Origin of the sequence: Halalkalibacter akibai JCM 9157 (assembly GCF_000513135.1) — a bacterium.
GTDB lineage: Bacteria > Bacillota > Bacilli > Bacillales > Bacillaceae_D > Halalkalibacter > Halalkalibacter akibai.
In genome coordinates this window covers 206,277-229,813 of record NZ_BAUV01000002.1, presented here as the reverse complement: position 1 = coordinate 229,813, position 23,537 = coordinate 206,277, and the positions used below count along the sequence as shown (strand labels likewise).

The 23,537-nt window shown below is 37.0% G+C and carries 21 protein-coding genes, 1 pseudogene and 1 other annotated feature; of the genes and pseudogenes, 9 read left to right on the top strand and 13 right to left on the bottom strand.

Annotation, left to right across the window (positions count from 1 at the left end):
- Positions 1-370: 370 nt before the first annotated feature.
- Complete coding sequence (locus JCM9157_RS02535; protein WP_035661721.1) at positions 371-1,375, bottom strand: DUF3231 family protein; 1,005 nt, start codon at positions 1,373-1,375, stop codon at positions 371-373.
- Positions 1,376-1,484: 109 nt separating this feature from the next.
- Complete coding sequence (asnB, locus tag JCM9157_RS02530) at positions 1,485-3,332, bottom strand: asparagine synthase (glutamine-hydrolyzing) (RefSeq protein WP_035661718.1); 1,848 nt, start codon at positions 3,330-3,332, stop codon at positions 1,485-1,487.
- Positions 3,333-3,567: 235 nt separating this feature from the next.
- On the opposite strand from asnB, the gene JCM9157_RS02525 reads away from it, so the two are divergent.
- Positions 3,568-4,296 carry a polyphosphate kinase 2 family protein gene (locus JCM9157_RS02525; protein WP_052012900.1) on the top strand — a complete coding sequence of 243 codons (729 nt, stop codon included), beginning with the start codon at positions 3,568-3,570 and terminating at the stop codon, positions 4,294-4,296.
- Positions 4,297-4,314: 18 nt separating this feature from the next.
- Here JCM9157_RS02525 and JCM9157_RS02520 read toward each other — a convergent pair whose 3' ends face one another.
- Together JCM9157_RS02520 and JCM9157_RS02515 are read right to left on the bottom strand one after the other, a co-directional pair.
- Complete coding sequence (locus JCM9157_RS02520) at positions 4,315-5,217, bottom strand: EamA family transporter (protein WP_035661715.1); 903 nt, start codon at positions 5,215-5,217, stop codon at positions 4,315-4,317.
- A gap of 445 nt (positions 5,218-5,662) precedes the next feature.
- On the bottom strand, positions 5,663-6,439 hold the full coding sequence (locus tag JCM9157_RS02515) for an SDR family NAD(P)-dependent oxidoreductase (protein WP_035661712.1): 777 nt from the start codon (positions 6,437-6,439) through the stop codon (positions 5,663-5,665).
- A gap of 124 nt (positions 6,440-6,563) precedes the next feature.
- Positions 6,564-6,767 (top strand) — a binding site (T-box leader).
- Between the two features lie 82 nt (positions 6,768-6,849).
- On the opposite strand from JCM9157_RS02515, the gene proB reads away from it, so the two are divergent.
- The 3 genes from proB (at position 6,850) to proC (ending at position 10,048) form a co-directional block, all read left to right on the top strand.
- Positions 6,850-7,959, top strand: coding sequence for a glutamate 5-kinase (gene proB / locus JCM9157_RS02510; protein ID WP_035661710.1), 1,110 nt, complete (start codon positions 6,850-6,852; stop codon positions 7,957-7,959).
- Complete coding sequence (locus JCM9157_RS02505; RefSeq protein WP_035661707.1) at positions 7,956-9,203, top strand: glutamate-5-semialdehyde dehydrogenase; 1,248 nt, start codon at positions 7,956-7,958, stop codon at positions 9,201-9,203. Before proB ends, JCM9157_RS02505 begins: the two co-directional genes overlap by 4 nt.
- A 62-nt stretch (positions 9,204-9,265) precedes the next feature.
- Complete coding sequence (proC, locus tag JCM9157_RS02500) at positions 9,266-10,048, top strand: pyrroline-5-carboxylate reductase (protein WP_369384681.1); 783 nt, start codon at positions 9,266-9,268, stop codon at positions 10,046-10,048.
- 206 nt (positions 10,049-10,254) lie between these two features.
- Here proC and JCM9157_RS02495 read toward each other — a convergent pair whose 3' ends face one another.
- Positions 10,255-10,482, bottom strand: a complete 228-nt coding sequence (locus tag JCM9157_RS02495) for a hypothetical protein (protein WP_035661705.1) — start codon at positions 10,480-10,482, stop codon at positions 10,255-10,257.
- Positions 10,483-10,663: 181 nt separating this feature from the next.
- On the opposite strand from JCM9157_RS02495, the gene JCM9157_RS02490 reads away from it, so the two are divergent.
- The gene (locus tag JCM9157_RS02490) at positions 10,664-11,485 is read left to right on the top strand and encodes an ion transporter (RefSeq protein WP_052012899.1); all 822 of its coding nucleotides are present in this window, start codon (positions 10,664-10,666) and stop codon (positions 11,483-11,485) included.
- 44 nt (positions 11,486-11,529) lie between these two features.
- Here the strand turns inward: JCM9157_RS02490 and JCM9157_RS02485 are convergent, their stop codons facing one another.
- The 4 genes from JCM9157_RS02485 to JCM9157_RS02470 form a co-directional block, all read right to left on the bottom strand.
- Complete coding sequence (locus tag JCM9157_RS02485) at positions 11,530-12,021, bottom strand: hypothetical protein (RefSeq protein ID WP_035661703.1); 492 nt, start codon at positions 12,019-12,021, stop codon at positions 11,530-11,532.
- A gap of 198 nt (positions 12,022-12,219) precedes the next feature.
- Positions 12,220-13,590 carry an aspartate kinase gene (locus tag JCM9157_RS02480; RefSeq protein ID WP_035661700.1) on the bottom strand — a complete coding sequence of 457 codons (1,371 nt, stop codon included), beginning with the start codon at positions 13,588-13,590 and terminating at the stop codon, positions 12,220-12,222.
- A 314-nt stretch (positions 13,591-13,904) separates the two neighbouring features.
- Positions 13,905-14,534 (bottom strand): YgaN family protein, encoded by a 630-nt coding sequence (locus JCM9157_RS02475; protein WP_035661698.1) that lies wholly within the window; start codon positions 14,532-14,534, stop codon positions 13,905-13,907.
- Between the two features lie 12 nt (positions 14,535-14,546).
- Positions 14,547-14,834 carry a hypothetical protein gene (locus tag JCM9157_RS02470; protein ID WP_035661695.1) on the bottom strand — a complete coding sequence of 96 codons (288 nt, stop codon included), beginning with the start codon at positions 14,832-14,834 and terminating at the stop codon, positions 14,547-14,549.
- 196 nt (positions 14,835-15,030) lie between these two features.
- Here JCM9157_RS02470 and folE2 point away from each other — a divergent pair, with 196 nt between their 5' ends.
- Complete coding sequence (gene folE2, locus JCM9157_RS02465) at positions 15,031-15,915, top strand: GTP cyclohydrolase FolE2 (RefSeq protein ID WP_035661693.1); 885 nt, start codon at positions 15,031-15,033, stop codon at positions 15,913-15,915.
- Positions 15,916-15,960: 45 nt separating this feature from the next.
- Here the strand turns inward: folE2 and cobT are convergent, their stop codons facing one another.
- The 4 genes from cobT to cobA form a co-directional block, all read right to left on the bottom strand.
- Positions 15,961-16,980 (bottom strand): nicotinate-nucleotide--dimethylbenzimidazole phosphoribosyltransferase, encoded by a 1,020-nt coding sequence (cobT, locus tag JCM9157_RS02460; protein ID WP_052012898.1) that lies wholly within the window; start codon positions 16,978-16,980, stop codon positions 15,961-15,963.
- 72 nt (positions 16,981-17,052) lie between these two features.
- Positions 17,053-17,682 (bottom strand): precorrin-2 dehydrogenase/sirohydrochlorin ferrochelatase family protein, encoded by a 630-nt coding sequence (locus JCM9157_RS02455; RefSeq protein WP_035661691.1) that lies wholly within the window; start codon positions 17,680-17,682, stop codon positions 17,053-17,055.
- Positions 17,679-18,506, bottom strand: a complete 828-nt coding sequence (locus JCM9157_RS02450) for a sirohydrochlorin chelatase (RefSeq protein ID WP_035661689.1) — start codon at positions 18,504-18,506, stop codon at positions 17,679-17,681. The genes JCM9157_RS02455 and JCM9157_RS02450 overlap by 4 nt, the downstream gene beginning before the upstream one ends.
- Positions 18,507-18,531: 25 nt before the next feature.
- A complete protein-coding gene (gene cobA / locus JCM9157_RS02445) occupies positions 18,532-19,980 on the bottom strand; it encodes a uroporphyrinogen-III C-methyltransferase (protein WP_035661686.1) in 1,449 nt (482 codons plus the stop codon).
- A gap of 302 nt (positions 19,981-20,282) precedes the next feature.
- Between cobA and JCM9157_RS02440 the strand changes: the two genes are divergently transcribed.
- The 3 genes and pseudogenes from JCM9157_RS02440 to JCM9157_RS02430 all read left to right on the top strand — a co-directional run bounded on the left by JCM9157_RS02440 (position 20,283) and on the right by JCM9157_RS02430 (position 23,509).
- Positions 20,283-20,588, top strand: a complete 306-nt coding sequence (locus tag JCM9157_RS02440; RefSeq protein WP_035661684.1) for a MerR family transcriptional regulator — start codon at positions 20,283-20,285, stop codon at positions 20,586-20,588.
- Positions 20,589-20,710: 122 nt separating this feature from the next.
- Positions 20,711-21,325, top strand: a complete 615-nt coding sequence (locus JCM9157_RS02435) for a divergent polysaccharide deacetylase family protein (RefSeq protein ID WP_369384679.1) — start codon at positions 20,711-20,713, stop codon at positions 21,323-21,325.
- A gap of 313 nt (positions 21,326-21,638) precedes the next feature.
- Positions 21,639-23,509, top strand: a pseudogene (locus JCM9157_RS02430) (S8 family peptidase).
- Positions 23,510-23,537 lie beyond the last annotated feature (28 nt).

Here is a 23,537-nt window from a genome sequence, read left to right as displayed (position 1 = left end):
TTGCTTTTTTGTTGCAAGTATCCTTATTTTTTGCATCAAACATTCTAATCAAGACAAAACACATAAAGAGGATTCTAAGCTTTTACAACAAGTAAAAGAAGGAATTAAATTGGTTTATTAAATATTAAAAAAGAAGAGGTGTGAGGGGAGGTGCGAGGTTGGCGGTACGGCATAATGTTCTATATAGAGTTAAAGCTTTTTTTGAGCTATATTAGCTTAAATGAAGCTAAAACATGCTTAAAAGGGACCAAAAAAGGGATAATTTCCTCTTTTGAGTCCCTCGTTTATCTGAGAAGGCCATTGGAGTGGAGTGACTTCATCTCCACTTCACCAAAAGTTTAAACACATATTTCAAGTCAGAATGACTATATTATTTAGAAATCATTTTTTTACGGTCTATCATTTGTGGAGGCTCTTCCAACCAGCCGTGCTTAACCATTAACTTAGCTCCATCTGTTGCGTAATCAAAAACATCCTTTAATGCTAGAAAAACAGATGGGGGGATGTCATTGCGTAAACTAAAGGAAGTTCCAAACGCATTACTACCGAGTGAAAAGCTACACAGCAGACTTGTGCAATACATCATGATTTTATCGGAAAAAGGAGGCGTAGTTGAATCTGTTATTGTTCCGCCTTCAGCAGCTGGTACCGGAATTTCATCCTCTGCTAAAATCTTCGTGAAACTTTTAACTAAATTTTTCGCTAAATCTTTCCCACGATTAAAATACTTCTCGATATCATTATTTTGACTCACTTGTGCAAAGCCCATAATAAGATTAGCTCCAACAATGTTATTTTCAATTGCGTGATATAAATGAGCGACCTCAACACTATTTAAAGGACGCTTATCCCCCATTATTTTAATTCCTCTTAAATAATCTTGATTTGTTGCAAATTCTACTTCATTTGGCATCGTAATATGAGGTGGTTTAATTAAAGTTCCACGCTCAAGCAAGAATGTTGTGGCTTGAATATAATATTTTTGTGTCATTGCTGTAAGGTCTAGATACAACTGCATAATATCAGGTCGATACCCCATACAAAGATGGAGAGAATGCATTCCCATGCTAATAGCTTTCATAACTCTGACAAAGTGAATATCAAAATCTTGATCATATAATTTTGGTGCGTTAACATGAACATCTGACTTTGTATATCCCACTGGGATGACTGCTTTTTCCTCTTCAAATAATGTTATTAGTTTGTCTATAAACAGCTGTATGTCATTTTGTAAATTACCCATTATTTCTTTTGCTTTATCATCGTCTGATTTCTCAATAAAGTAATCAAGCATCCGTGCTACCATTGTTTTTTGTTGATAGGTCATCCAAAGTGTACCGAGCTCCGAGGCAGATAACGCAGGCTTTGTTGCCATCTTAAATATTCCCCCTATTAATTAGTTGTTTTTATCTTACCCACTTTATTTCTTTTTTTATCCCAAAATAAAGAACCGACTCTTTAATAAAGTCGGCTCTAGTCGTTCCCTATTCTTTTATTTTTACATTATATTTCGTTAACCAATAATCCATTTGTATAAAGTGAGCTAGAAGTTGTGGTCCTGCCATTAGTTGACCAAAGTAAGGTTGCCCAGTAGGAAATCCTCCTGAATCTGCAATTTCTTTTAATGAATCTTTATTAATAAACTCGAAAATTGGCGCATCTTTTTTTGCAAGAATATCCTGCATTCCCTTTTGTACTGCCCCTGTATAAGCAGGGTGATGAGTCTTAGGATACGGACTTTTCTTACGATAAAGAATATCATGCGGTAACAAACCTTCAAGAGCTTTTCGTAGTATTCCTTTTTCACGTCCTTCTAACTGTTTCATTTCCCACGGAATGTTCCAGACATACTCAACAAGACGGTGGTCAGAGAAAGGAACCCTTACCTCCAAACTAGCTCCCATACTCATTCTGTCTTTACGATCCAATAAATTGGTCATAAACCAAATTATGTTCAAATAAGAAATTTCTCTTCTTCTTGCTTCCTCGGGAGTATCTCCATCATAACTTGGTGTTTCAGCAATTGTTTCTTTGTAGCGATCATAAACATATTGTTTTAATTGCAACTTCTTTTTCCATTTGTCATTAAGTAGATTTTCACGTTCACCAATCGAACGCATCCAAGGAAAGCCATCAATATTCATAATTTCCGGTTTATGAAACCAAGGATAGCCTCCAAATATCTCATCCGCACATTCTCCAGATAATCCAACCGTTACATCTTTTTTAATTTCATGACAGAACCAAAGTAAAGATGAATCAATATCAGCCATACCAGGTAAATCACGAACATCAACTGCTTCTTTTAAACGGTTAGCTAATTCATCAATTGATATTACTTTATTGTGATGCTCTGTGCCGAGTGCATCTGAAACGACCTTAATCCAAGGAGCATCCGCGTTCGGTTGAAAATCATTTGCCTTAAAGTACTTATCGTTTTCGTCATAATCAATCGAATAACTTTTAATTGGGCCATTACCTTGTTTTGATGCCACTTGAGCTGCAAATGCAGTTAATGCACTAGAGTCAACCCCACCTGAAAGAAACATGCCAACTGGTACATCTGCAAATAACTGACGTTCAACAGCATCTCCAAGTAAAAATCGAACGTGCTCAGCTGTTTCTTCAACATTATGTTCATGTTTTTTGCTCTTTAATGTCCAATAACGGCTAATTTTTGCTCCGTTCCGGTCATAAATTAGCATATGGGCTGGTCTTAATTCATGAATATCATCGTAAACGCCATGCCCAGGTGTACGCGATGGAGCAAGCCCCATAATTTCTGCTAACCCCTCTGTTCGAACAATAGGTTCAATATCACGATGAGCTAGCAACGCTTTGAGTTCAGAAGCGAATAATAAACACCCGTTGCGCACCGTATAAAACAAAGGTTTTACACCTAATCGGTCACGAGCCATAAACAAACTCTCATCTTTGTCGTTCCAAATGGAGAAAGCAAAGATTCCATTTAATTTTTCTAGACATTGATAACCCCATTGTATATAGGATTTTAGTAAAACTTCTGTATCTGAATGACCTTTGAAATCATGACCACTCGCAAGAAGTTCTTTCCGAATCTCCTCGGTGTTATATAACTCACCGTTATATACGATCGTATACGTTTTATTTTTATAAGTACGACTCATTGGTTGAACACCATTCTCCGGATCAACGACGACTAAACGCGCATGACCGAAAGCAGCATGAGTTGTTGTCCAAACGTTCATATCATCAGGACCACGACGATTTAAAGTTTCAGCCATTTGTTTCACTTGTTTCTCTTCTTTTCGTAAGTCTTGACGCCAATCAATCCACCCTGTAATACCACACATGTATTCATCAGCCCCTTTTGGGAAGTTTTCTGTTGGAGTTTTGTGATTTAGCTGCTCACCTCAACTCCTTTTCTGTTAACTCTCTTTCTCGCCCCGTGCTAGGCTCTCTATCCATAAACTATTCTATTCAACTTGTAGGCAGATGTGATGGTTATTTTCTTTCTGATTATTTTTCTGGTAAATTCATACTTATAAATAAACGAATAATCGAAACACATAAATTTAAAGATCAGAGGTGATTCTTACGGAACCAGCAAGCCAAGAATCCTACATTTTTTCTTCAAAGAAACAATATAAACAACAATTAAAAAAGAAGCAGTTAGAATTAATTCTTTTACAAAGACGATTATATGAATTAGAAATTCCAGTTATTCTAATCTTTGAAGGTTGGGATGCGGCAGGTAAAGGTGGAGCCATTAAACGTATTACCGAAAAATTAGACCCACGAGGCTACAACGTTTATGGAATTTCAGCACCAGATGAGCACGAACTAAAATATCACTATTTAAGACGATTTTGGAAAAACCTCCCGCAAAAAGGCCAGATTAGTATCTTTGATCGCTCCTGGTATGGAAGGGTTTTAGTAGAAAGAGTTGAGGGATTTGCAACTAACAAAGAGTGGCAAAGAGCCTACGATGAAATTGTCTCAACCGAGAAAATGCTTACAGAATCTGGACATATAATCGTAAAATTTTGGTTACAGATTACAAAAGAAGAACAGCTCCTTCGGTTTAAAGAACGAGAGAAGGACCGATTTAAAAGCTGGAAATTGACTGAAGAAGACTGGAGAAACAGAGAAAAGTGGGAGCAATATGAGGAAGCCATTAGGGAAATGTTTAATAAAACAAATTATGAGAGCTCCAAATGGTATGTAATAGATAGTAATAATAAGAAATCAGCTCGTATTTCTGTTCTAGACATATTGATAACAGAGTTTAAAAAATGGGCAGGAGAACTAGAGTAGCTCCTGCCTTCTTATTTTCTAAGTTGATTTTTCCAAATTCATTGCTATATCACGACTTTTAGTGTTTCCAACAGCGATTCCGGCTAATATAATTGTAACACCTAGCCACTGGACCCAACTGACTGACTCTCTTAAAACCAAAGCTGAGAGAATAACTGCCACTGGTAATTCTGATGCAGATAAAATCGTACCTAACCCAGCACCTATTTGTGGCATTCCAATCGAAAATAATAATGGAGGCAGGGCAACACCAAATACTCCAAGAATTAAAGCATAATAAGATAACTCAATTAAAGAAGACATGGGTAGTTGAAAATTGGGTTGCATCCAAATGAGGACAATTATAAGTCCCCCTAATGACAGAAGGAAACTCTTTTGAATGGACGGCACACTTCTCCCCACAGTTCCACTTACATAAATAAATAAGGCAAACATGCCTGCGGCTAAGCTAGCCCACAATACCCCCTTTAAAGAAAAAAAACTCGATTCCATAAAGAAAACTCCCGACGCTAGAATAGACCCACTAAGTAAAATCCCTATAGATGCAAGTTTAATCTTTGTAGGCTTTTTCTTTTCAAGCAGCCACTCAAGAACTGCCCCAATCCAAATAAATTGAAATAAAAAGATAATCGCTAAAGAGGCTTCAAGTGTTTGCAAAGAAAGATAATAAAAAATCCCCGTTAATCCCATTGGTATACCGGCGATTACTAATTTAAAACATACCAGCATAGACAATTTACCTTTTTTTGAAAATAAAGCTAAAACTCCAATGACAAATGTTCCAAGCAGAAACTGCCCACCTGTCACCTCAGCAGTGGCAAAGCCCGCACTATATGCAAGTTTAACAAATGTTGAAAGAATACCGAAACAACAACCACCTAAAAATACAAGTGCAGCATAATGCCAAGTTTTTGTTTTCATTCACATACTTCCTTTCTCACAGCAAAAACCACACGTTATCAATGACGTGTGGTGAAAATAGAAACTATCCTAGAAAAGTCCACTCCCTATTTAACAGGGTTTTAGATATATAAGATTGTTAGTTTTATTGTAAGCAAACTTTTCTCCTTGGTCAAACGGTTTATGATATTTGGCCTAACAGCTATAAAATTGAGAAAAAGAGAAAGATTTAAGATATTTATTCTGTACCTTTATCCCTTGGTCAAGATGAGGACGAGGAATAACCCTCTTTCTGTATTAATTTTTTAACGTTATCTTTGGGATCCCAACAATCAAACGTATAAGTAGTCTTAGTTTCAAAACCAAGCCGTATACAGGAATACTTCATTCCCCCACTCTCTTTTGTTGCAGAAAAATGACGGCATGTCGCACAGCAATGATAACGATTTTGCATCTAACTCTCCTTTTACTTTTGACTTAACTTTTTCCTTGCGATACGTTCTATAACACTTGGCATTAGCTGATACAGCGTCGATCCTAGATTCATCCAACCTGGCATATTTAGCTCTCTTTTCGGTTTATCGATGAGTTGAATTGTGGCTATTGCTACCTTTTTTGAATCCAACATCCATTTTCCTACACTTTTCACATATCCACCTCCTCGATCAGCTCTTTCAAAGAAAGGAGTCAGAATAGGACCTGGATTAACTGAACTTACATGTATATTCTCATCATGCAATTCTAGTCTCAAGCCATTTGTAAAACCGAGAACGGCATGCTTTGTTGCTGCATAGACACTAGATTTTGGAGTTGATAATTTCCCAGCTTGAGATGCAATATTGATAATATGTCCATTGTTATTTTCTTGCATGTTAGGAAGGACAGCCTTAGTTAAGGCGATTAAACCGACTACATTTACAGTAAACATTTCTTCTACTATAGAAGTCTTAGTGTTTATTACTTTCTCGAAAACTCCGAACCCAGCATTATTAATGAGAGCATCAACTGAACCTTGCTCAGAGATGATACGCTTTACCGTTAAATCAATCTCTTTCAGATCACTCATATCTAAAAAGTAAACAGATGCTTCTCCACCTGATTGTTCTATCTCTTCTTTTAAATCATTTAGTTTCTTAGTATTTCTCGCTAACAAAATAACTCGATAGCCTCTTCTAGCAGATTCTAGCGCTAAGTCCCACCCTAAGCCACTTGAAGCTCCCGTAATCCAAATCGTTTTCTTCATTAAAAGTCTCTCTCCTTTTTAATTCTAAAGTAATCATACAAGAAATATGACTGAACAACTAGTTTTCTGATAATTCATAGTTGACTCTCTACCTTCTCACTCATATAATAGTAAAAACAATACGTAAATGGCTTTGAAAGGGATTAGTAAACAAATTTTATGTGCACAGAGAGTGACCTCACAGGCTGTAAAGGTCACCACCCCTAAATTGTTGAACCTACCCTGGAGCTAGTTAACGAATAGTTAACCGTCCCCCACGTTACGGGTTAAAGGGAGCAATGATTGCTAACTAAGGTGGTACCGCGGATATAACTCTTCCGTCCTTATATGAAGGATGGAAGAGTTTTTTTATTTTCTTCACTAATATTCCGTAAAAAATAAATAGAACATTAAATAAAGGAGCGAAAAACATGAGTCGACAGCGACTTGTAATAAAAATAGGCAGCAGTTCATTGACGACCAATCAAGGAGCTTTGAGTATAGAGAAAGTCACTCGATTCGTTGAAGCGATTGCGCATCTTAAACAAGCAGGACATGAAATAATCGTCATTTCTTCAGGGGCAGTTGCGGCTGGCTTTAAGGCCATTGGTTACCCTAGCCGTCCGATAACCATTGCTGGTAAACAAGCTGCTGCTGCTGTTGGTCAGGCTATGCTAATGCAAGCTTACATTGAACAATTTGCTGTTTTCAAACTAATTCCAGCTCAACTTCTGTTAACTAGACAGGACTTCTCCGACGAGGTTCGCTATGGCAATGCTTATTCTACATTGACCGAATTACTAAAAAGAGGTGCAATCCCAATTATCAATGAGAATGATTCAACTTCGATTGAAGAATTAACATTTGGGGATAATGATATGCTTTCAGCACTAGTTAGTGGTTTAATTCATGCAAATACATTGTGTATTATGACAGATGTTAATGGACTATACGATGATAATCCTCAGAAAAATCCTAACGCCAAGAAAATTCACTATCTACCTTATCTAACAGAGGAACTTCTTGCCTTAGCAGGAGATTCTAATTCGAAAGTTGGAACAGGAGGGATGAAATCAAAAGTCAGTGCAGCTCAAACGGCCCTTACACTAGGGGTCAATGTTTTTATCGGAAAAGGTGATCAGCCAGAAACGTTTATTGATATTTTAAAAGGTAAAGGAGACGGTACATATATTGGACCGTTTCAACATGAATCTGTTATGCCTACTACGAAACAATGGATTGCTCTTCATTCTTCTATTTCAGCTCAAATTACAATTGACGAAGGAGCTGAACATGCACTTCTTTACAAGGGTAAGAGTTTATTACCTGTCGGCGTTTCTTCAGTTAAAGGTACCTTTCAAACCGGTGATGTAATTGAAGTTTGCAATAAGAATGGTCATGTACTTGGCAAAGGAAAAGCCTCAATGGACCTGTTTAAACTACACGACTATCAAAAGCAAAAAACAGATAATCATAAACAACCAGTAGTAATCCATCGCAATGAATGGGTTCCATATATAAAGGAGACGATGAAACGATGAGCGAATTACTTGTAAAAGCCCGAAAAGCAAATGAATGTGCACGTATCCTTGCAACAATATCAACAGAGGAAAAAAATGCTGCTTTACAATTAATAGCAGAGCAACTTTTAATCGAGGAAGAATTTCTGCTTACAGAAAATAAAAAAGATATCATCGAAGCTCGAAACAACGGAACTAATGAAGGGATTATTGATCGTCTCACATTGAACGCTGAGCGACTAAGAGATATGGCAGAAGGTTTGAAACAAGTTGCTTCTTTACCCGATCCAGTAGGAGAAATACTTACATCCATTACCCGACCTAACGGATTAAACATCAACAAAGTCCGCGTACCACTTGGTGTAATTGGAATGATTTATGAGGCAAGACCTAATGTAACGATTGATGCATCTAGCTTATGTTTAAAAGCAGGAAATGCCGTGATTCTTAGAGGGAGTTCTTCTGCTATACACTCTAACATAGCCCTTGTACAAGTCGTACAACGAGCTCTTGATAAAACAACCATTCCTGTAGAAGCAATACAGTTAATTGAAGATACGAGTCGTCAAACAGCTACTGAAATGTTTACTTTAAATGAATATTTAGATGTTTTAATTCCAAGAGGAGGAGCATCCCTTATACAATCTGTTGTAAACAATGCATCAGTTCCAGTTCTGGAAACAGGTGTAGGAAATTGTCATCTTTATATAGATGAAACAGCTCAGACAGAGATGGCCATTTCTATTGCAGTAAATGCAAAAACACAGCGACCGTCTGTGTGTAATGCCGTTGAAACCATTTTAATTCATGAGAAGTGGGCTTCTACTCATTTTGAAGACCTTCTAGTTGCACTCATTGAAAAAGGAGTTTCTTTTGTTGGTGATGAAAAAACAAGAGCATTAGACAGTCGTATTGAACTTGCATCAGAAACAGATTGGAAAGATGAATTCCTCGATTTAAAAGTAGCTTTAAAAGTGGTTAATTCTGTCGATGAAGCGATTGAACATATATACACTTACGGCACAAAGCATTCAGAATCAATCATTAGTGAAGATGCTTTAAATGTTGAAAGTTTCCTAAATAAAGTTGACGCTGCTGCTGTTTATCACAATGCATCAACACGCTTTACAGACGGATTTGAGTTCGGCTTTGGTGCAGAAATAGGAATAAGCACCCAAAAGCTACATGCCAGAGGTCCAATGGGACTTGAAGCTTTAACTTCAACAAAGTATATCGTGCATGGTACAGGGCAAGTGAAAGGTTAGGTGGCAAATATGCTCGAAAACAAAACAATCACCTTTTTAGGAGCGGGCTCGATGGCTGAAGCATCATTGGTGGACTAGTCCGATTAAAAGTTGTTAATCCAAAACAGATCATTGCAACTAACTTAAGAGATCAAGAGAAGTTACAATATTTAGAACATGAGTACGGAATTCAAACAATGAGTGACCGCCTAGCCGCTGTAGCCTCAGGAGACATCGTCATACTAGCAATGAAACCAAAACACATCAAAGAAGCGATAGATGATATTTGGCAAAGCACTTCTGAATCACAGTTATTTATTTCAGTGTTGGCCGGCATTCCAACAACCTACATTGAAGATTTACTAGGTCATAAGGCTGGAGTTATTCGAACAATGCCTAACACATCTGCCAAGGTTGGCGCTTCAGCAACAGCCATCTGTAAAGGCACATTCGCAAGCGAACAAGATCTTACAGAAGCAGAAAAACTTTTCTCTTCTGTTGGTACAGTCACCGTTGTAAGTGAAGAAAAACTAGATGCTGTAACTGGATTAGCCGGGAGCGGCCCAGCTTACTTCTATTTTCTCGTTGAAGCTATGGAAAGCGCAGCTCTACAAGCAGGTCTTACAAAGGAAGAATCATCTGCCCTCATTACACAGACCATTGTTGGAGTGGGGAAACGATTAGAAACAACGACTAAATCACCCAAAGTACTGTATGAAGAAGTAATGAGTCCAAACGGAACCACAGAAGCAGGAATTAATGTATTACGAGAAAAAAACGTCCAAGAAGCAATGACAGAAGCTGTGACACGAGCTATTTCTCGCTCCAAAGAACTTGGAGAAGTATTTATAGACACAAAAAAATAATCAACTTAAATGATGCTAGGACACAACTGAAGTGTTTAACTGAGTATGCGAACTATGCACAAACTTTATCGAAGTATGTATTCGGAGAGATTTGTGCCATGAACAATCATTACATTCGCATTTCTTCTGAATAAACCGTCTTTTGTCCTAGCTTCTTTTTGGTTTGGCCGTTTCGTAAAACTTTAGTGTAATCTTTTTCATACGAGTCATGTTGCCTTAACTGATGAATGCTGACGATTGCAGAAAAAGAGTGAAAAAATCCGATCACGTCGAAACATTCGGGTTTGTTTTCGGTAAAAACAATACGCAATGATATGGTGATCATTAAAAGACTTTACGGTAATAATTCTTTGCGAAAAAACTCCATTATTTGCTTGATAAATCATTTCTAATTTCAATCCGTCATTTAAACTTTGTTTTATTAACCGTTCCAAAAAAACTCCCCCTTATTTCTTTTTAGCTATCGTCATTAAACGAGAATATCGTCTTCTTTTTTACATCATATACGATTAACATACATTAAACAAGAACAAGTGTTCTTATTTTATTTTATCCTTTTTTCCTGCTAGAAGATCTAGTAATATAGATAATAGATTGTTTTTGAAGGAGATCATTATGGAATTTGCTAATAAAGAGTTATCTACTAATAAATTTGTTCGTTTTATCCAACAAATCGTGTTTCATCGTGGTTTTACAACTACGATTATTACACTCATTCTTATAAATGCGATACTCGTTGGGGTTGAAACCTATCCAAACATTTATACTACATATAAGGAATGGTTTTTCCTCGCTGATTACATCTTATTGTGGATTTTCACAATCGAGATAACTATGCGGTTTATTGCTACCCGCCCAACAAAGGATTTTTTTAAAAGTAGTTGGAATTGGTTTGACTTTCTAATTGTTGCATCTGGGCATTTATTTGTTGGAGCTCACTTTATAACAGTATTACGTATTCTTCGTGTCCTAAGGGTACTTCGAGCAATCTCAGTTATCCCATCATTACGTCGTTTAGTTGATGCCTTGCTAATGACCATACCAGCATTAGGTAATATTATGATTCTGATGAGCATTATTTTTTATATTTTTGCTGTTATGGGAACGATGTTATTCGCAGGTGTTGCCCCGGAGTACTTCGGCAATTTACAACTTTCCTTGTTAACTTTATTTCAAGTTGTAACATTAGAGTCATGGGCAAGCGGAGTTATGAGACCGATATTTGCAGAAGTTCCTTGGTCTTGGATCTATTTTGTACTCTTTATTCTAGTAGGAACATTTATCGTTTTTAATCTCTTTATCGGGGTCATTGTCAGTAATGTAGAAAAGGCAAATGCAGAAGAAGAAGAGGAAAAATCGGCTTTGGAAATGAAGCAATTAAGAACTGAATTAGCTGAAATGAAAACCATGTTACAAAAGCTAACCGATAAATTATAAAAAAAGAAGAGTCCGCCTGATTTTAAAGCAGGCGGACTCTTCTTTTAATCTATAGACTTTGACATTTTCTCTCGATATTCTTGAAACCTGTCTATTCTCTTTGCTTCTAAGCTATCATGATATCGTTTGTAAGCTTCAAGAGTTATTTCTAATTTAAATTGATGTAGTTTTGATTCCCATTGCTGTTTATCCCCATTAATTTGATGAGAAATTAACTTTTTGGTCAAATCTTCTATGCGATTTACGATCTTGACAAAATTATGGTCACCACTGTTTTCTTCAATGTAGTAGGAAGAAAGAAATTCCTTCATCTGTCGCACAGTTACATCCTGCTTCATAGGTTGTGCTTCTTCATCACTTGAAAATGAATCACGTTGATTTACTTTAGGCTTTTCCTTGTTTTCTTCTAGTTTCCGTAACTGTTCAATCACCTTCTGCTCACGTAATCTGATTTGAAAGTCACCGTAGATATTAGAACGATAAGGATTAATTTGTTTCTTAGATTGTAGATTCGTGCTAGATTCACTAATAATCATCGTTCCCACCTCATTTATTGGATTATAATACTATTATTTTCTACTTTTTTCCTTTAGTCAAGCTGTTTTGAGACTAATAAAATTTTCAATTTCAATTAATTTCAAATTTATTTTTTCACACAAAAAAAGTTACCCCAAAAGACAACTACTGCCCTTTGAAATAACCTCGAAAAACAAAACTTTAGTTAACATTACTTTTTATTGGACCGTATCATCTGCTCCGCCAAAGAATTCCTGATACAGCTCTCTTACTGTTCGATCCGCATCCGAAGCATGAATGCCTAAAATTAAACTTACCTCAGAAGAACCTTGGTTAATCATTTCAATATTTACATTAGCTCGTGTTAAAGCTGCCGTTGCTCGAGACGAAATTCCAATTGTATTGTGCATTCCTTCTCCGACAATCATGACCATGGCAAAATCTCGCTCCACATATACATCATCAACGGCTAACTCATTGCTAATTCTTGTAACGATTCTTTCTTCTATTGCTGACGTTAATTGATCTTGGCGCAAAATAACTGATGTATCGTCAATTCCAGATGGCATATGCTCATATGATAAGCCTTCATCTTCTAGAATTTGTAGAAGTTTACGCCCGAAGCCCACTTCACGGTTCATTAAGTATTTACGAACATAAATCGTTGCAAAGCCTTCATCTGCCGCTATTCCAATAACGGGATTTAAAAAGTACTCTCTCTCTGCAATAATCATCGTCCCAGAAGAGGATGGATTATTTGTGTTTTTTACGCAAACGGGAATATCATTTCTAAATGCCGGAAACAGTGCCTCGTCATGAAACACAGAAAAACCAGCGTAAGATAATTCACGCATTTCTCTATAAGTCATTTTTTTTATTTTAACAGGATTATCAATAATCTTTGGGTTTGCCGCGAAGACAGAATCAACATCCGTAAAGTTCTCATATAAATCGGCTTTAATACCTGCCGCTAAAATAGAGCCCGTTATATCAGATCCACCTCGTGAAAACGTGACCAGAGTTCCTTCTTTTGAATAACCGAAAAATCCTGGAAATACGATAATTTGATCTGTTTGGCGCAATTTAACTAAATGCTCGTAAGCTTCCGGTAATACTTGAGCGTTCCCGGGTTGATCACTAACGTATAAACCGGCATCTTGAGGATTTAGATAAGTTGCATTCAAGCCTATTTGTTGAAAATAAGCTGCTATTAATTTAGCGTTATTATCTTCACCACTCGCCTTCATTAAATCCATAAAAGTATCAGGACGGTTTAAGTCGAATTCAAGTCTTTTCCGTAAATCCGCTTCAATTGTTGCAATGATATCCTTCCCTAGTCCTAGACCGTCTGCAATATCTTCGTAACGCTTTACGACTTTCTGAAGTTCTTCTTCGGCTTCTTTCCCTTGTAAAACGGTTTCTCCTAAATTAATAAGTAGATCGGTGACTTTCGTATCCTCACTGTTGCGTTTTCCTGGTGCAGAGACCACTATTATTTTTCGTTCTTTATCTTCTGCTACAATGGCAGCTACCTTTTTAATTTGCTCCGCACTCGCGACTGATGTCCCACCAAATTTCGCTACCTTCATCTGTCTTCTCCAGCTCCCTCATCTTTCATTCTCTCTTCACATAAAACGAATATAAGTTTTTAGAACATTCTCAATATAGCATAACCAAATCACTTGTGCAAAGCGATTGTATAGCGTTATTCGCTGACAATATCCCCTAATTCTTCCTGAGAGAAACTCACCACTATCTTCCATAATATCAGTTAGAAATAGTGAGAATCACTCCTCAATTCAAAATGACCACTGAAAAAGGTACGGGTTTCACCTTTTTTCAATCGCCTGATTCAGAATAGGGTTATTCCAAAAGATTTAAGTTAAACCTTTTGAAATAACCCTTACAAGGTCTCTTTATCTATAATCAGATAATACATATATACATGCTCATACTCATCATTTGGAAGAATCGCTCTTTTCTGATCAAAATTCCCCCTTGTTTCCATATCACCGTACTCAGATATATATGCGACATACACTTTCTCACCAGAGTGAATTCCCTTTATTTCATCAACAAGGTAACCCGATGAGTGAACATCTCGCTTTGGTTGTGATCGGAGAAACTCAAAGTTACTCGTTTCTTTTGGCAGACTTTCGTACATCACGTTGAAACCTCCATGCAACAAAAGTGACTCCTCTTCCATTATCTTTTCAGCTTCCATCGTTAACAATAAACGAAATCGTTTATCATTAACCTCTTTTATTTGATGATGCTTCGTTAACATTTTATTTGATTCAACTAGTCTCCCATAATGGTAATGCTCTACTCCTACTTCAACAAGGTTGAATGTTTCGCTAGAATTATGATAGTCAATATAAAACCATTCATCAGCTAACATTGAAAAAAGTAGTTTTTCATTTTCTGAAAGTGGAATTTCTCTAATTTCTTCTGTCTCGCTAACTGCTTCAGATGTTAAAGCTTCGCAGCCAGGTAATAAAATGAGTACAAACGCAATTAGCCACTTTTCCACGGAAAGTCCCCCTTATTCGAATATCGCTAGTAAAAAAGGTTTTCTTTTACCGAAATACTCTGTCTCCGTACAACTAGATTCACTCTCATACCCTATTTGAATCGCATAGCCAAAAGTTGTTTCCTCTAAATTGTTCGTTAAACCGGCTTGATCAAAACAAGCTGGCGAACTATACACGTTTTTCGTATGATCAATAATAACCCTAGTTTCATCCGCTGGCTTAGTAGAAACAGGTACAATCAAGCCAATCACAACTAATCCAATAGCAATAATAATCCAAATAATGGCACCTTTTTTCATCATATACCTACTTTCGTTTCAATAATAAGACTTATTTTTTAAAAATGGGTGTCCAACAGACAACTTCCTTGTCTACATTTCCCTTTGTAGTGTAATATGGAGAAAGCATAACTCGCAACCATTTAGGTTGTGTATATCTTTTTTATAACGGTTATGCATATAACATATAGATTAACTTTCAGGAGTGATTAATATAATGAAACGTTCATTACCACCTAAGGCTGAGCGTCACCGTCATTTTGGGACTGTCGACCCAATCATAGGTTCAAAACCAACTGACAAAGAAAAAATGCCTGATCTGCAAAATAAACCGGCTGACTTTTACTTTCCAATTCAACAAGTTGGGATTTCTGATGTAAAGTACCCAGTTATGATTGAATCTCTAATTGCACCAACTACTCAAACAACAACAGCAACATTTGCTTTAACAACGAGCCTCGAACAAGATTTTAAAGGTATTAATATGAGTCGTTTAACCGAACAATTACATCTGTTTTTCCAAACCCATTTATTAACAGACGAAACACTTCGAGAATTTACTGCCATTTTAGCTCGTGAGATGAACCAAAAAGCTGCTAATGTACGTGTAACATTTCCATGGTTCTTTACTAAAACAAGTCCAGCCTTACAAAAAGAGGGAATGGCACATGCTGAAGTCACTTATGATGTATCTTTTGATGAGACCAAAGGCTATACAACTGTTATTTCTTTAACAGGTGCAGTCACAACTCTTTGTCCTTGCTCAAAAGAAATTAGCGAATATAGTGCTCATAATCAACGTAGCTTCGTTACGATGACCGTAACTGTTGATGAGGGACAAGCGGCTGACTGGAAAGTGGTTTTATTAGAAGCTGCAGAAAGCAACGCAAGTTCTATTCTTTATCCAGTTCTAAAACGTCCAGATGAGAAAGCTGTTACTGAACGTGCTTATGAAAACCCACGTTTTGTAGAAGATCTTGTTCGACTTGTTTCCGCAGATTTATACGAGAACGATGCAGTTCAATCGTTCACAGTGGAGTGTAGGAATGAAGAGTCGATCCATCAGCACGATGCAATTGCAAAACTTTCTTATACGAAATAATAGTTAAAAGGCAGTGAGGGAAACCTTCATCTGCCTTTTTTTGATTTATAGCCCTAGATCTTTAAATGTTGCCATTTCTCTTAAAATTCTAGAAGCTGCTTCAACAATTGGATACGCTAAAGCAGCACCCGTCCCTTCACCTAAACGCAAATCAAGTTTTAAAATAGGATTTACCTGTAAATAATTCACTAACCATTCATGACCCGCTTCAGCCGATTGATGAGCTATCATTAAATAAGGTTGAATCGCTGGCTCAAGTTTCAAAGCTACTAAAGCAGCCGCAGTTGAAATAAAGCCATCAATTAGAACAGGTTTCTGCTTTTCTGCTCCTTCTAAAATAACACCAACTAATGTAGCAATTTCCAACCCTCCTACTTTGGCTAAAACAGAAAGTGGAGAGGTGTTTTTCTTTATTTCTCGATTTGCTATTGCTTGCTTAATTACATTTACTTTTTTTAGTCTTTCTGGCTCTGTTAAACCAGTACCAATCCCTACCACTTTTTCGACAGGCTCACCTGTTAACGCTGCTATTACAGCGCTAGAAGCACTTGTATTTCCGATTCCCATTTCCCCAGTAATTAAAAGACCATGGCCTCTTTCGATGTAATCACTAGCCGTTTTCTTCCCGACTATAATTGCTGCTGATGCCTCTTCTTCGGTCATTGCGTCCTCAACTAGAAAATTTCTGGTTCCGTATCTAATTTTTTCATGAACAATTGGTTGTGAACTAATATCTGCGTTAACACCAACATCTATAACTGCTACTTCTGCTCCTATTTGTTTGGCAAACACATTTATTGCAGCACCTCCTCGTGCAAAATTTTCTACCATTAGCGCTGTTACTTCTTGTGGAAATGCTGAAACTCCCTCTACTGTAATTCCATGATCAGCAGCTGCAACGATGATAGCAGGCTTCTCGACCACCGGAAAGGCTTGTCCCGTTATACCCGCTAACTGAATCGCTAATTGTTCTAAGCGTCCTAGACTTCCAAGTGGCTTAGTTAATTGATTAAGTCGGTCTTGTGTTTGGTTTAGAATGGTTGGATTAAACTCTTTTATTGGCACTATTTTTACTCTCCTCTTTGCTAGAGATATGTTCATATAATGTATAAAGTGAATTTACGAAAAAACGACCTTCTAGGTCGATTTTTCCTGATGCATAGTTATTAATTGTTGAACTTGTTTTTCTCGGTCTGGTAGGTCTAGAAATTCTCTAGAAGCTATTTGTACTAGGATTTGTCGTCTACTTGATTGGTTAATACCGCTTGTTTTAATTTGTTTTCTTGCTTTTTCTAAAAAATCTAAATCATCTTCAATAGAGTCTCCTAGAAATTGATCTAGCTCTTTCATCAATCGTTTGCTATAGGTCGGACTCGCTCCGCTAGTAGACAGAGCAAGGACCATTAATCCTTTTTCTACTGTCATCGGAAAGTGAATATCACTTTTTTCCACAGAATCTGCCATATAAATAAGTTGCCTTGATAGCTTGTTTTTTAAGATTGCTAGATGAAGAGAAGAGTTGTTTGTTGCTAATAAAATAAGGTCTTCAGTAAATTGATCTTCTTCTGTCACTGTTTTATTAATCCATGAAATAGACCCATTTTCTATATGTTTAATTAAATCTTCCTGAAGATAAGGTGCATAAACATTGATTTCCTTCATCCCTGCATGAATCAGTTTTGGAATATGTCGTATTGCAACAGAGCCAGCTCCTATAACTGCTACGGTTTTATCCTTCACATTTAGCATAATAGGCAATGAAGTCATGCTTCTATTCCTTTAAACCCCGTACGATAAAGACAGGTATCACAGTTGACGATAACTTCTTCATCTAATATCTCTTGAACTCGTCTAGATAACACTGATATTAATTGATCATCAAACCCTAAATAATCACATAGTATAAATTGTTTATCCGTTTGTTCAGACCATTCATTTATTTGTTTTTGAAGGCCTTTCATCAATACCCCTGTGAAAAGAAGATAAGGCACGACGTAAACTATCTTATTAGGTAATCTGTCCATTCTTGCAAAACCTTCATTTACATTTGGTCTTGTTGCTGCAATAAAACAAACATCTACATCGTTTACCGGAGTAAATTCCCATACTAAACGAGCAATTTTCATTAGATCGCTCGTGTTGTCAGGATCACTGCTTCCTCTTCCGACTAAAAGAATGGAAACGTCCTTTCGGTCTTCATATTCTGGTCTGCCCTCTGGCATTTCAAAACCAGCTTTTGTTAAACGATTCTTAATAATATCTATAACTGTAGATTCAATTCCGATTGGTCGACCATATTTGAATGATATGCTTGGATACCTTTTTTTCATTTCATCTATTGCCTCTGGAATATCTACTTTTGCATGTGCCGCCGTTAATAATAAAACAGGAACAACAGCAATTTTCGTCGCACCTTTATTAATACAAGCTTCGACACCATCTTGAATAGTTGGTTCAGCCAGTTCTAAGAAACAGCATTCCTGAATGTTGATGTTAGGATGTTTTGCCTTAGCTTTTTCAACAAAAGCCATTAACTCCTCATTACCAGCTTTCACTCTTGATCCATGACCAATATATAAGATTGCTTGCATCTAACCTCACCTACTTATCATCTCATTATAATTTTAGTAGTTCCTCTATTAAACTTTGTTGACTTGGTTCTTCTAAAATAGCATGAATTTCATACCCGTAACTTAAAGCAACCTCTTGTGTTGCTGGACCAAAGCAAATAATCGTTGCTCTTTGGGACAATGTTTCTGGAGTTTCGTTACAAGCTTTTATCTGCTCTGTCACAGCCTTCACTGATTCTGCACTCGGAAACACAATTGTATCGACGCGATCTTCATCTAGAATTCGTTGGCATGTGAAATTAGATTGAACAACAAGTTCTTCTTTATGAGAAGCTACAAAGTCATGTTGTCCGTAGAGAGAATTTCTTTTATCGACTAGCTCTCCCCATTTAAGCGGACCTATAACAAGCTTGCTGCCTTCCCTCAGTTGCTTTAACGATAACCCGTTGCAAGCAAAAGATTCAATCGTTTGTATTGATTTCTTCGAAGCACCGAAGAAGTTAGATTTAATTGTTCTTATATCTATACGATCCTGTTTTAACTGATTGAAAAACCACTCAACACTTTTAGGAGAATGAAAGATAATTTGATCATATTTCGTTAGATCTAATTGGCTTTTGTCTAGGTTTTTCGTCTGAAACCTCGGATATTCAAACACATCTGCCCCGAGTCGAGTTAATTCTTCAGCAATCTCACTTTTTCCTTCTGAAGTTCTAGCAAACAGAACATGTTTTCCAAATAAAGGCTGACGCTCAAACCAACTTTGAGTTTGTCTAAGTTTCGCTACTTCCCCAACGATCGTAATAGCAGGGTTTGAAAATTTCTGCTCTTTTACTAATTGGGCAATTGTTTCTAATGTACCTTTTAATGTTTTTTGCTTCCCTAGAGTGCCCCATTGTACGAGTAAAACAGGGGTTTCTTTTTTTCGACCATTTTTTAAAAGTTGTTCACAAATGTAAGGTAAGTTTTTTACCCCCATGTAAAACGCAATCGTATCAATTCCTTTAGCAAGTCCTTCCCAATCAATTAAAGGTTGTCCTTCAGGAGACTTATCATGGCCTGAGACAATGGCAAAAGATGCACCGTGATCGCGGTGAGTAACGGGAACACCTGCATAGGTTGATGCCCCAATGCTTGCAGTGATACCAGGGACAATTTCATAATCTATGTTGAATTTATCTAACTCAGCTGCTTCTTCGCCAACACGTCCGTACACACTCGGGTCTCCCCCTTTTAAACGGACTACCTGCTTTCCCTCTAGCGCATATTTAACGAGTAAATCATTAATCGCTTCTTGTCTTAGTAAATGCCTGTCTGGAAGTTTGCCGCAATATACTAACTCGGCCCCAGGTTTTGTTTTTTCTAAAAGTAACGGGTTTACGAGGCGGTCGTATAAAACCACATCAGCAGACTCTAAACACTGTTCGCCCTTCACGGTGAGTAACCGAATATCTCCTGGTCCCGCTCCTACTAAATATACATACCCCTTTTTCATTTTTTCTGCTCCTTCAATCTTGTATCGTTTATTAACATTTTACAACATAATTCTTGTATGCTTAAGTCAAATCTATAATCCGAGTTTTTTGATATGTTTTATCAATTATATTATAAGTGCTGTTTCATCACAATCACAATTATTTATATCACAATCCGGACTTTTCTTTTACATTAAGTCATGTAAAGCATTCAATAAACCATGTAAGATTATCTGACATTTCCAGTCGTTTTCCACCGGAAGCTATGCTATCATTAAGAAAAGATCTGAACATTCTAACTTAACAACAAGGGGTGGAATGGGTGTCATCATACAAAGATAAAAAAGTGATAACTATTGGAATTGTCAGTGAATTAACTGGTTTATCAGAGAGAAAAATACGCTATTATGAAGAAAGAAAATTAATTTATCCTGAACGATCTAAAGGTGGAACTCGAAAATACTCATTCCTTGATGTTGAACGACTACTAGATATCGCTAACAAAATGGAAGATGGGATGCAAACTTTCGAAATCCGAAAGATGGAACAGAAGCAAATGCAAAAGCAAGAAGTGCGTGATCGCATGTTACGTGGACAGCTTAACGCAGCCTTTAATATTCGCAAATAAAACATGTATAACGAGAAAAACTCGTTGCACATGTTTTTTTTGTTTAAAAGGGGAATTCTAACATAGAACTTGGACCGCTTTGACAAACTAAAAGGAACAAGTTGAAATTAAAGAGGTGGAATATGAGTTTTCAAAAAATACTATGTCCCTTACTCGTTTTTTTTGTTGCATTATTAATTAGTTCTTCCGTTATAGCAAATGAAACAGAACAAGTGGCCATAATCATTGATGATTTTGGTGGAGAAGTGAAAGGTGTAGATTCTTTTCTAACTGGAACCATCCCAATAACAGTAGCGGTTATGCCTTTTATGGAGCACTCGACGGCTCAAGCTGAGAAAGCTCATGAAGCTGGTTTAGAAGTCATGATTCATATGCCAATGGAACCTAAAAAAGGAAAAGCATCTTGGTTAGGACCAAAAGCGATTACAAGTGACTTATCAAATGAGGAAATTAGGAAAAGAGTAATAGAGGCAATCGAAAACGTCCCTCATGCAAAAGGAATTAATAATCACATGGGATCTAAAATTGTGGAAGATGAACGGATTATCAGAGTGATTCTAGAAGTTTGTGCCGAGTATGGGTTATATATCGTCGATAGTGGTACAAGCCCAAACTCTGTTATAACTAGGTTGGCAAACGAACTTGATATCCCTTGTGCTTCAAGAAGTATATTTCTTGATGATACCCTTTCATCAAGGCAACACGTTCAAAAACAAATGGGGTCACTATTAAGCTAGCCAAAAAAAATAAAAAAGCAATTGCCATTGGTCATGTCGGTATTAAAGGACACGAAACATTTGCTGGAATTGAAAATACTTTATCCTTATTCCAAAAAGAAAAGGTTGCCGTTGTTCCTATATCACATTTGTTAGATACAAACGTAGACAAGGATCATTCTGATTTTTGGAAACCTAAAGAGAAAAAAGAGCCCACAGAATAAGCTCGCCACAAAATAACTCGATACGTAGAAAGCTAAGCAGCATTAATAATGAATCTGGAATAACTTCGGAAAATGAAACCATCTACTTATCGCATTTTTAGAAAGAAAGGATGATACGAACAATGTTATGGAGAATGGCTAAAACCGTATTAATCGTTGGCCTTGTTGGGATTGGACTAGCGATAATTGGTCGCGCCTTAATTGATGATAATCATTATTCAATTCAAACAAAACATATCCCGAAGCAACTTGAAGTATCAGCAATGGATCATTTAATGGCTGAAGATTTGTCATTAACAACTTCCATGTTTTTAAAACAACTTTCTGCTCAGATGCAACGTTGGGCCGAGGCTGATTTAAATACTGATGAAATGAGGTCTCGTTTTCAGGAAGAATTTCAAGAACACCCGCACTTTAATGGATTTGCTATTATGAAAGGTGACGAAGTTGTAGAACAAGTAGGAGATATAAACAGATTATCTTTAGATAAACTTACACATCATCATATGAAAAGTGACTTTTCAGACCCTTACACAGTTAATGGCGAACAATATATGTTAATCGGTGAACAGCTAACTGATGGTCGAATGGTTGTTGGCGAGGTCGATTTAACTTTTGTCAAATCATTTGTAAAAGATATGGCCTCTGTTGCCGATGCAAATGGTACCTTTTTCGTCTCTGGAGCAAACCCAGAAGTTGAATGGGAGACTACCGAGGATCTACCAGAAAACTTGCAGTCGGAAACCGTACCTGAGCTTGGCTGGCAAATAGTCGTTCATTCAAACGAACCTAAACCTGAAAGTTTACAGCAACCATATCATGAAAATCAAGCTGTTATAAAATTTAAACATCCACAAGTAGCAGAAACATGGTTTTTAGATCATCAAGACTTAAAAATTGTGGAAAACAATAACCCATTATATGTAGTTGAATCGCAGACAGAATCAACGGAACAACTCATTCAACGATTAAAACGTGACTATGATTTAGCAATCGTAGAACCGAATTTCATCATTTCAAAACAGGTAACTATTTTTTCAACCGTACCAAATGATACAAGAGAGCAACCACCTAAATATGTAGAAAAAAAGAAACAACACACTCAACAAACCGTATTAACCTCTTTGCCAAATGATGAATTCTTTGAGCCATATCAATGGAATTTAGATCAAATAGAAATTAGTGATGGCTGGAATCTAACTAGTGGACAAGGCGTAAAAATTGCAGTTCTTGACACTGGGGTAGACCCTGAACATCTCGATATCAAGGAAAAGCTTGGACCTGGTTATAATGCTATTGACGATTCAGCTAATTTCTCCGATGCTCACGGTCACGGTACTCATGTCGCCGGTGTTGCTGCTGCATTGACCAACAACGTAACGGGCATTGCTGGAATCTCTTTTAATAGCACAATCTTGCCTGTAAAAGTGCTAAATGATCAAGGCGAAGGTTCTTCTTATGAAGTTGCAAAAGGCATCTATTGGCTGTTGATCAAGGTGCAGATGTAATTAATATGAGTCTAGGTGATTATTACCCGTCTGATTTACTTTATGATGCGATTAGATACGCTTATGAACAAGACGTTATTTTAATTGGAGCATCTGGAAATGACAATGTTGAAGATCCGATGTACCCTGCATTTTACGATGAAGTGTTTACTGTCGCTGCGGTGAATGATGCTAGAAATCGAGCGTTTTTCTCTAATTACGGACAGCACGTTGATGTAACAGCACCAGGCGAGCATATCCCAAGTTTGTTTCCAAACAATAATTATGTGGTCATGTCTGGCACGTCCATGGCAGCTCCACATGTAGCTGGTTTAGCCGGTCTTATTCGTTCTTTAAGACCAGACTTATCGAATGAAGAAGTGTACGAAGTAATGAGATCTACAGCAAAAGATTTAGGAACAAAAGGACATGATGTGTACTATGGTTTTGGGGAAATTGACATTGCTGCTGCGTTAAGGTCAATTGCTAATTAATTTTAATTCGTTAAAAACAATAAACCAG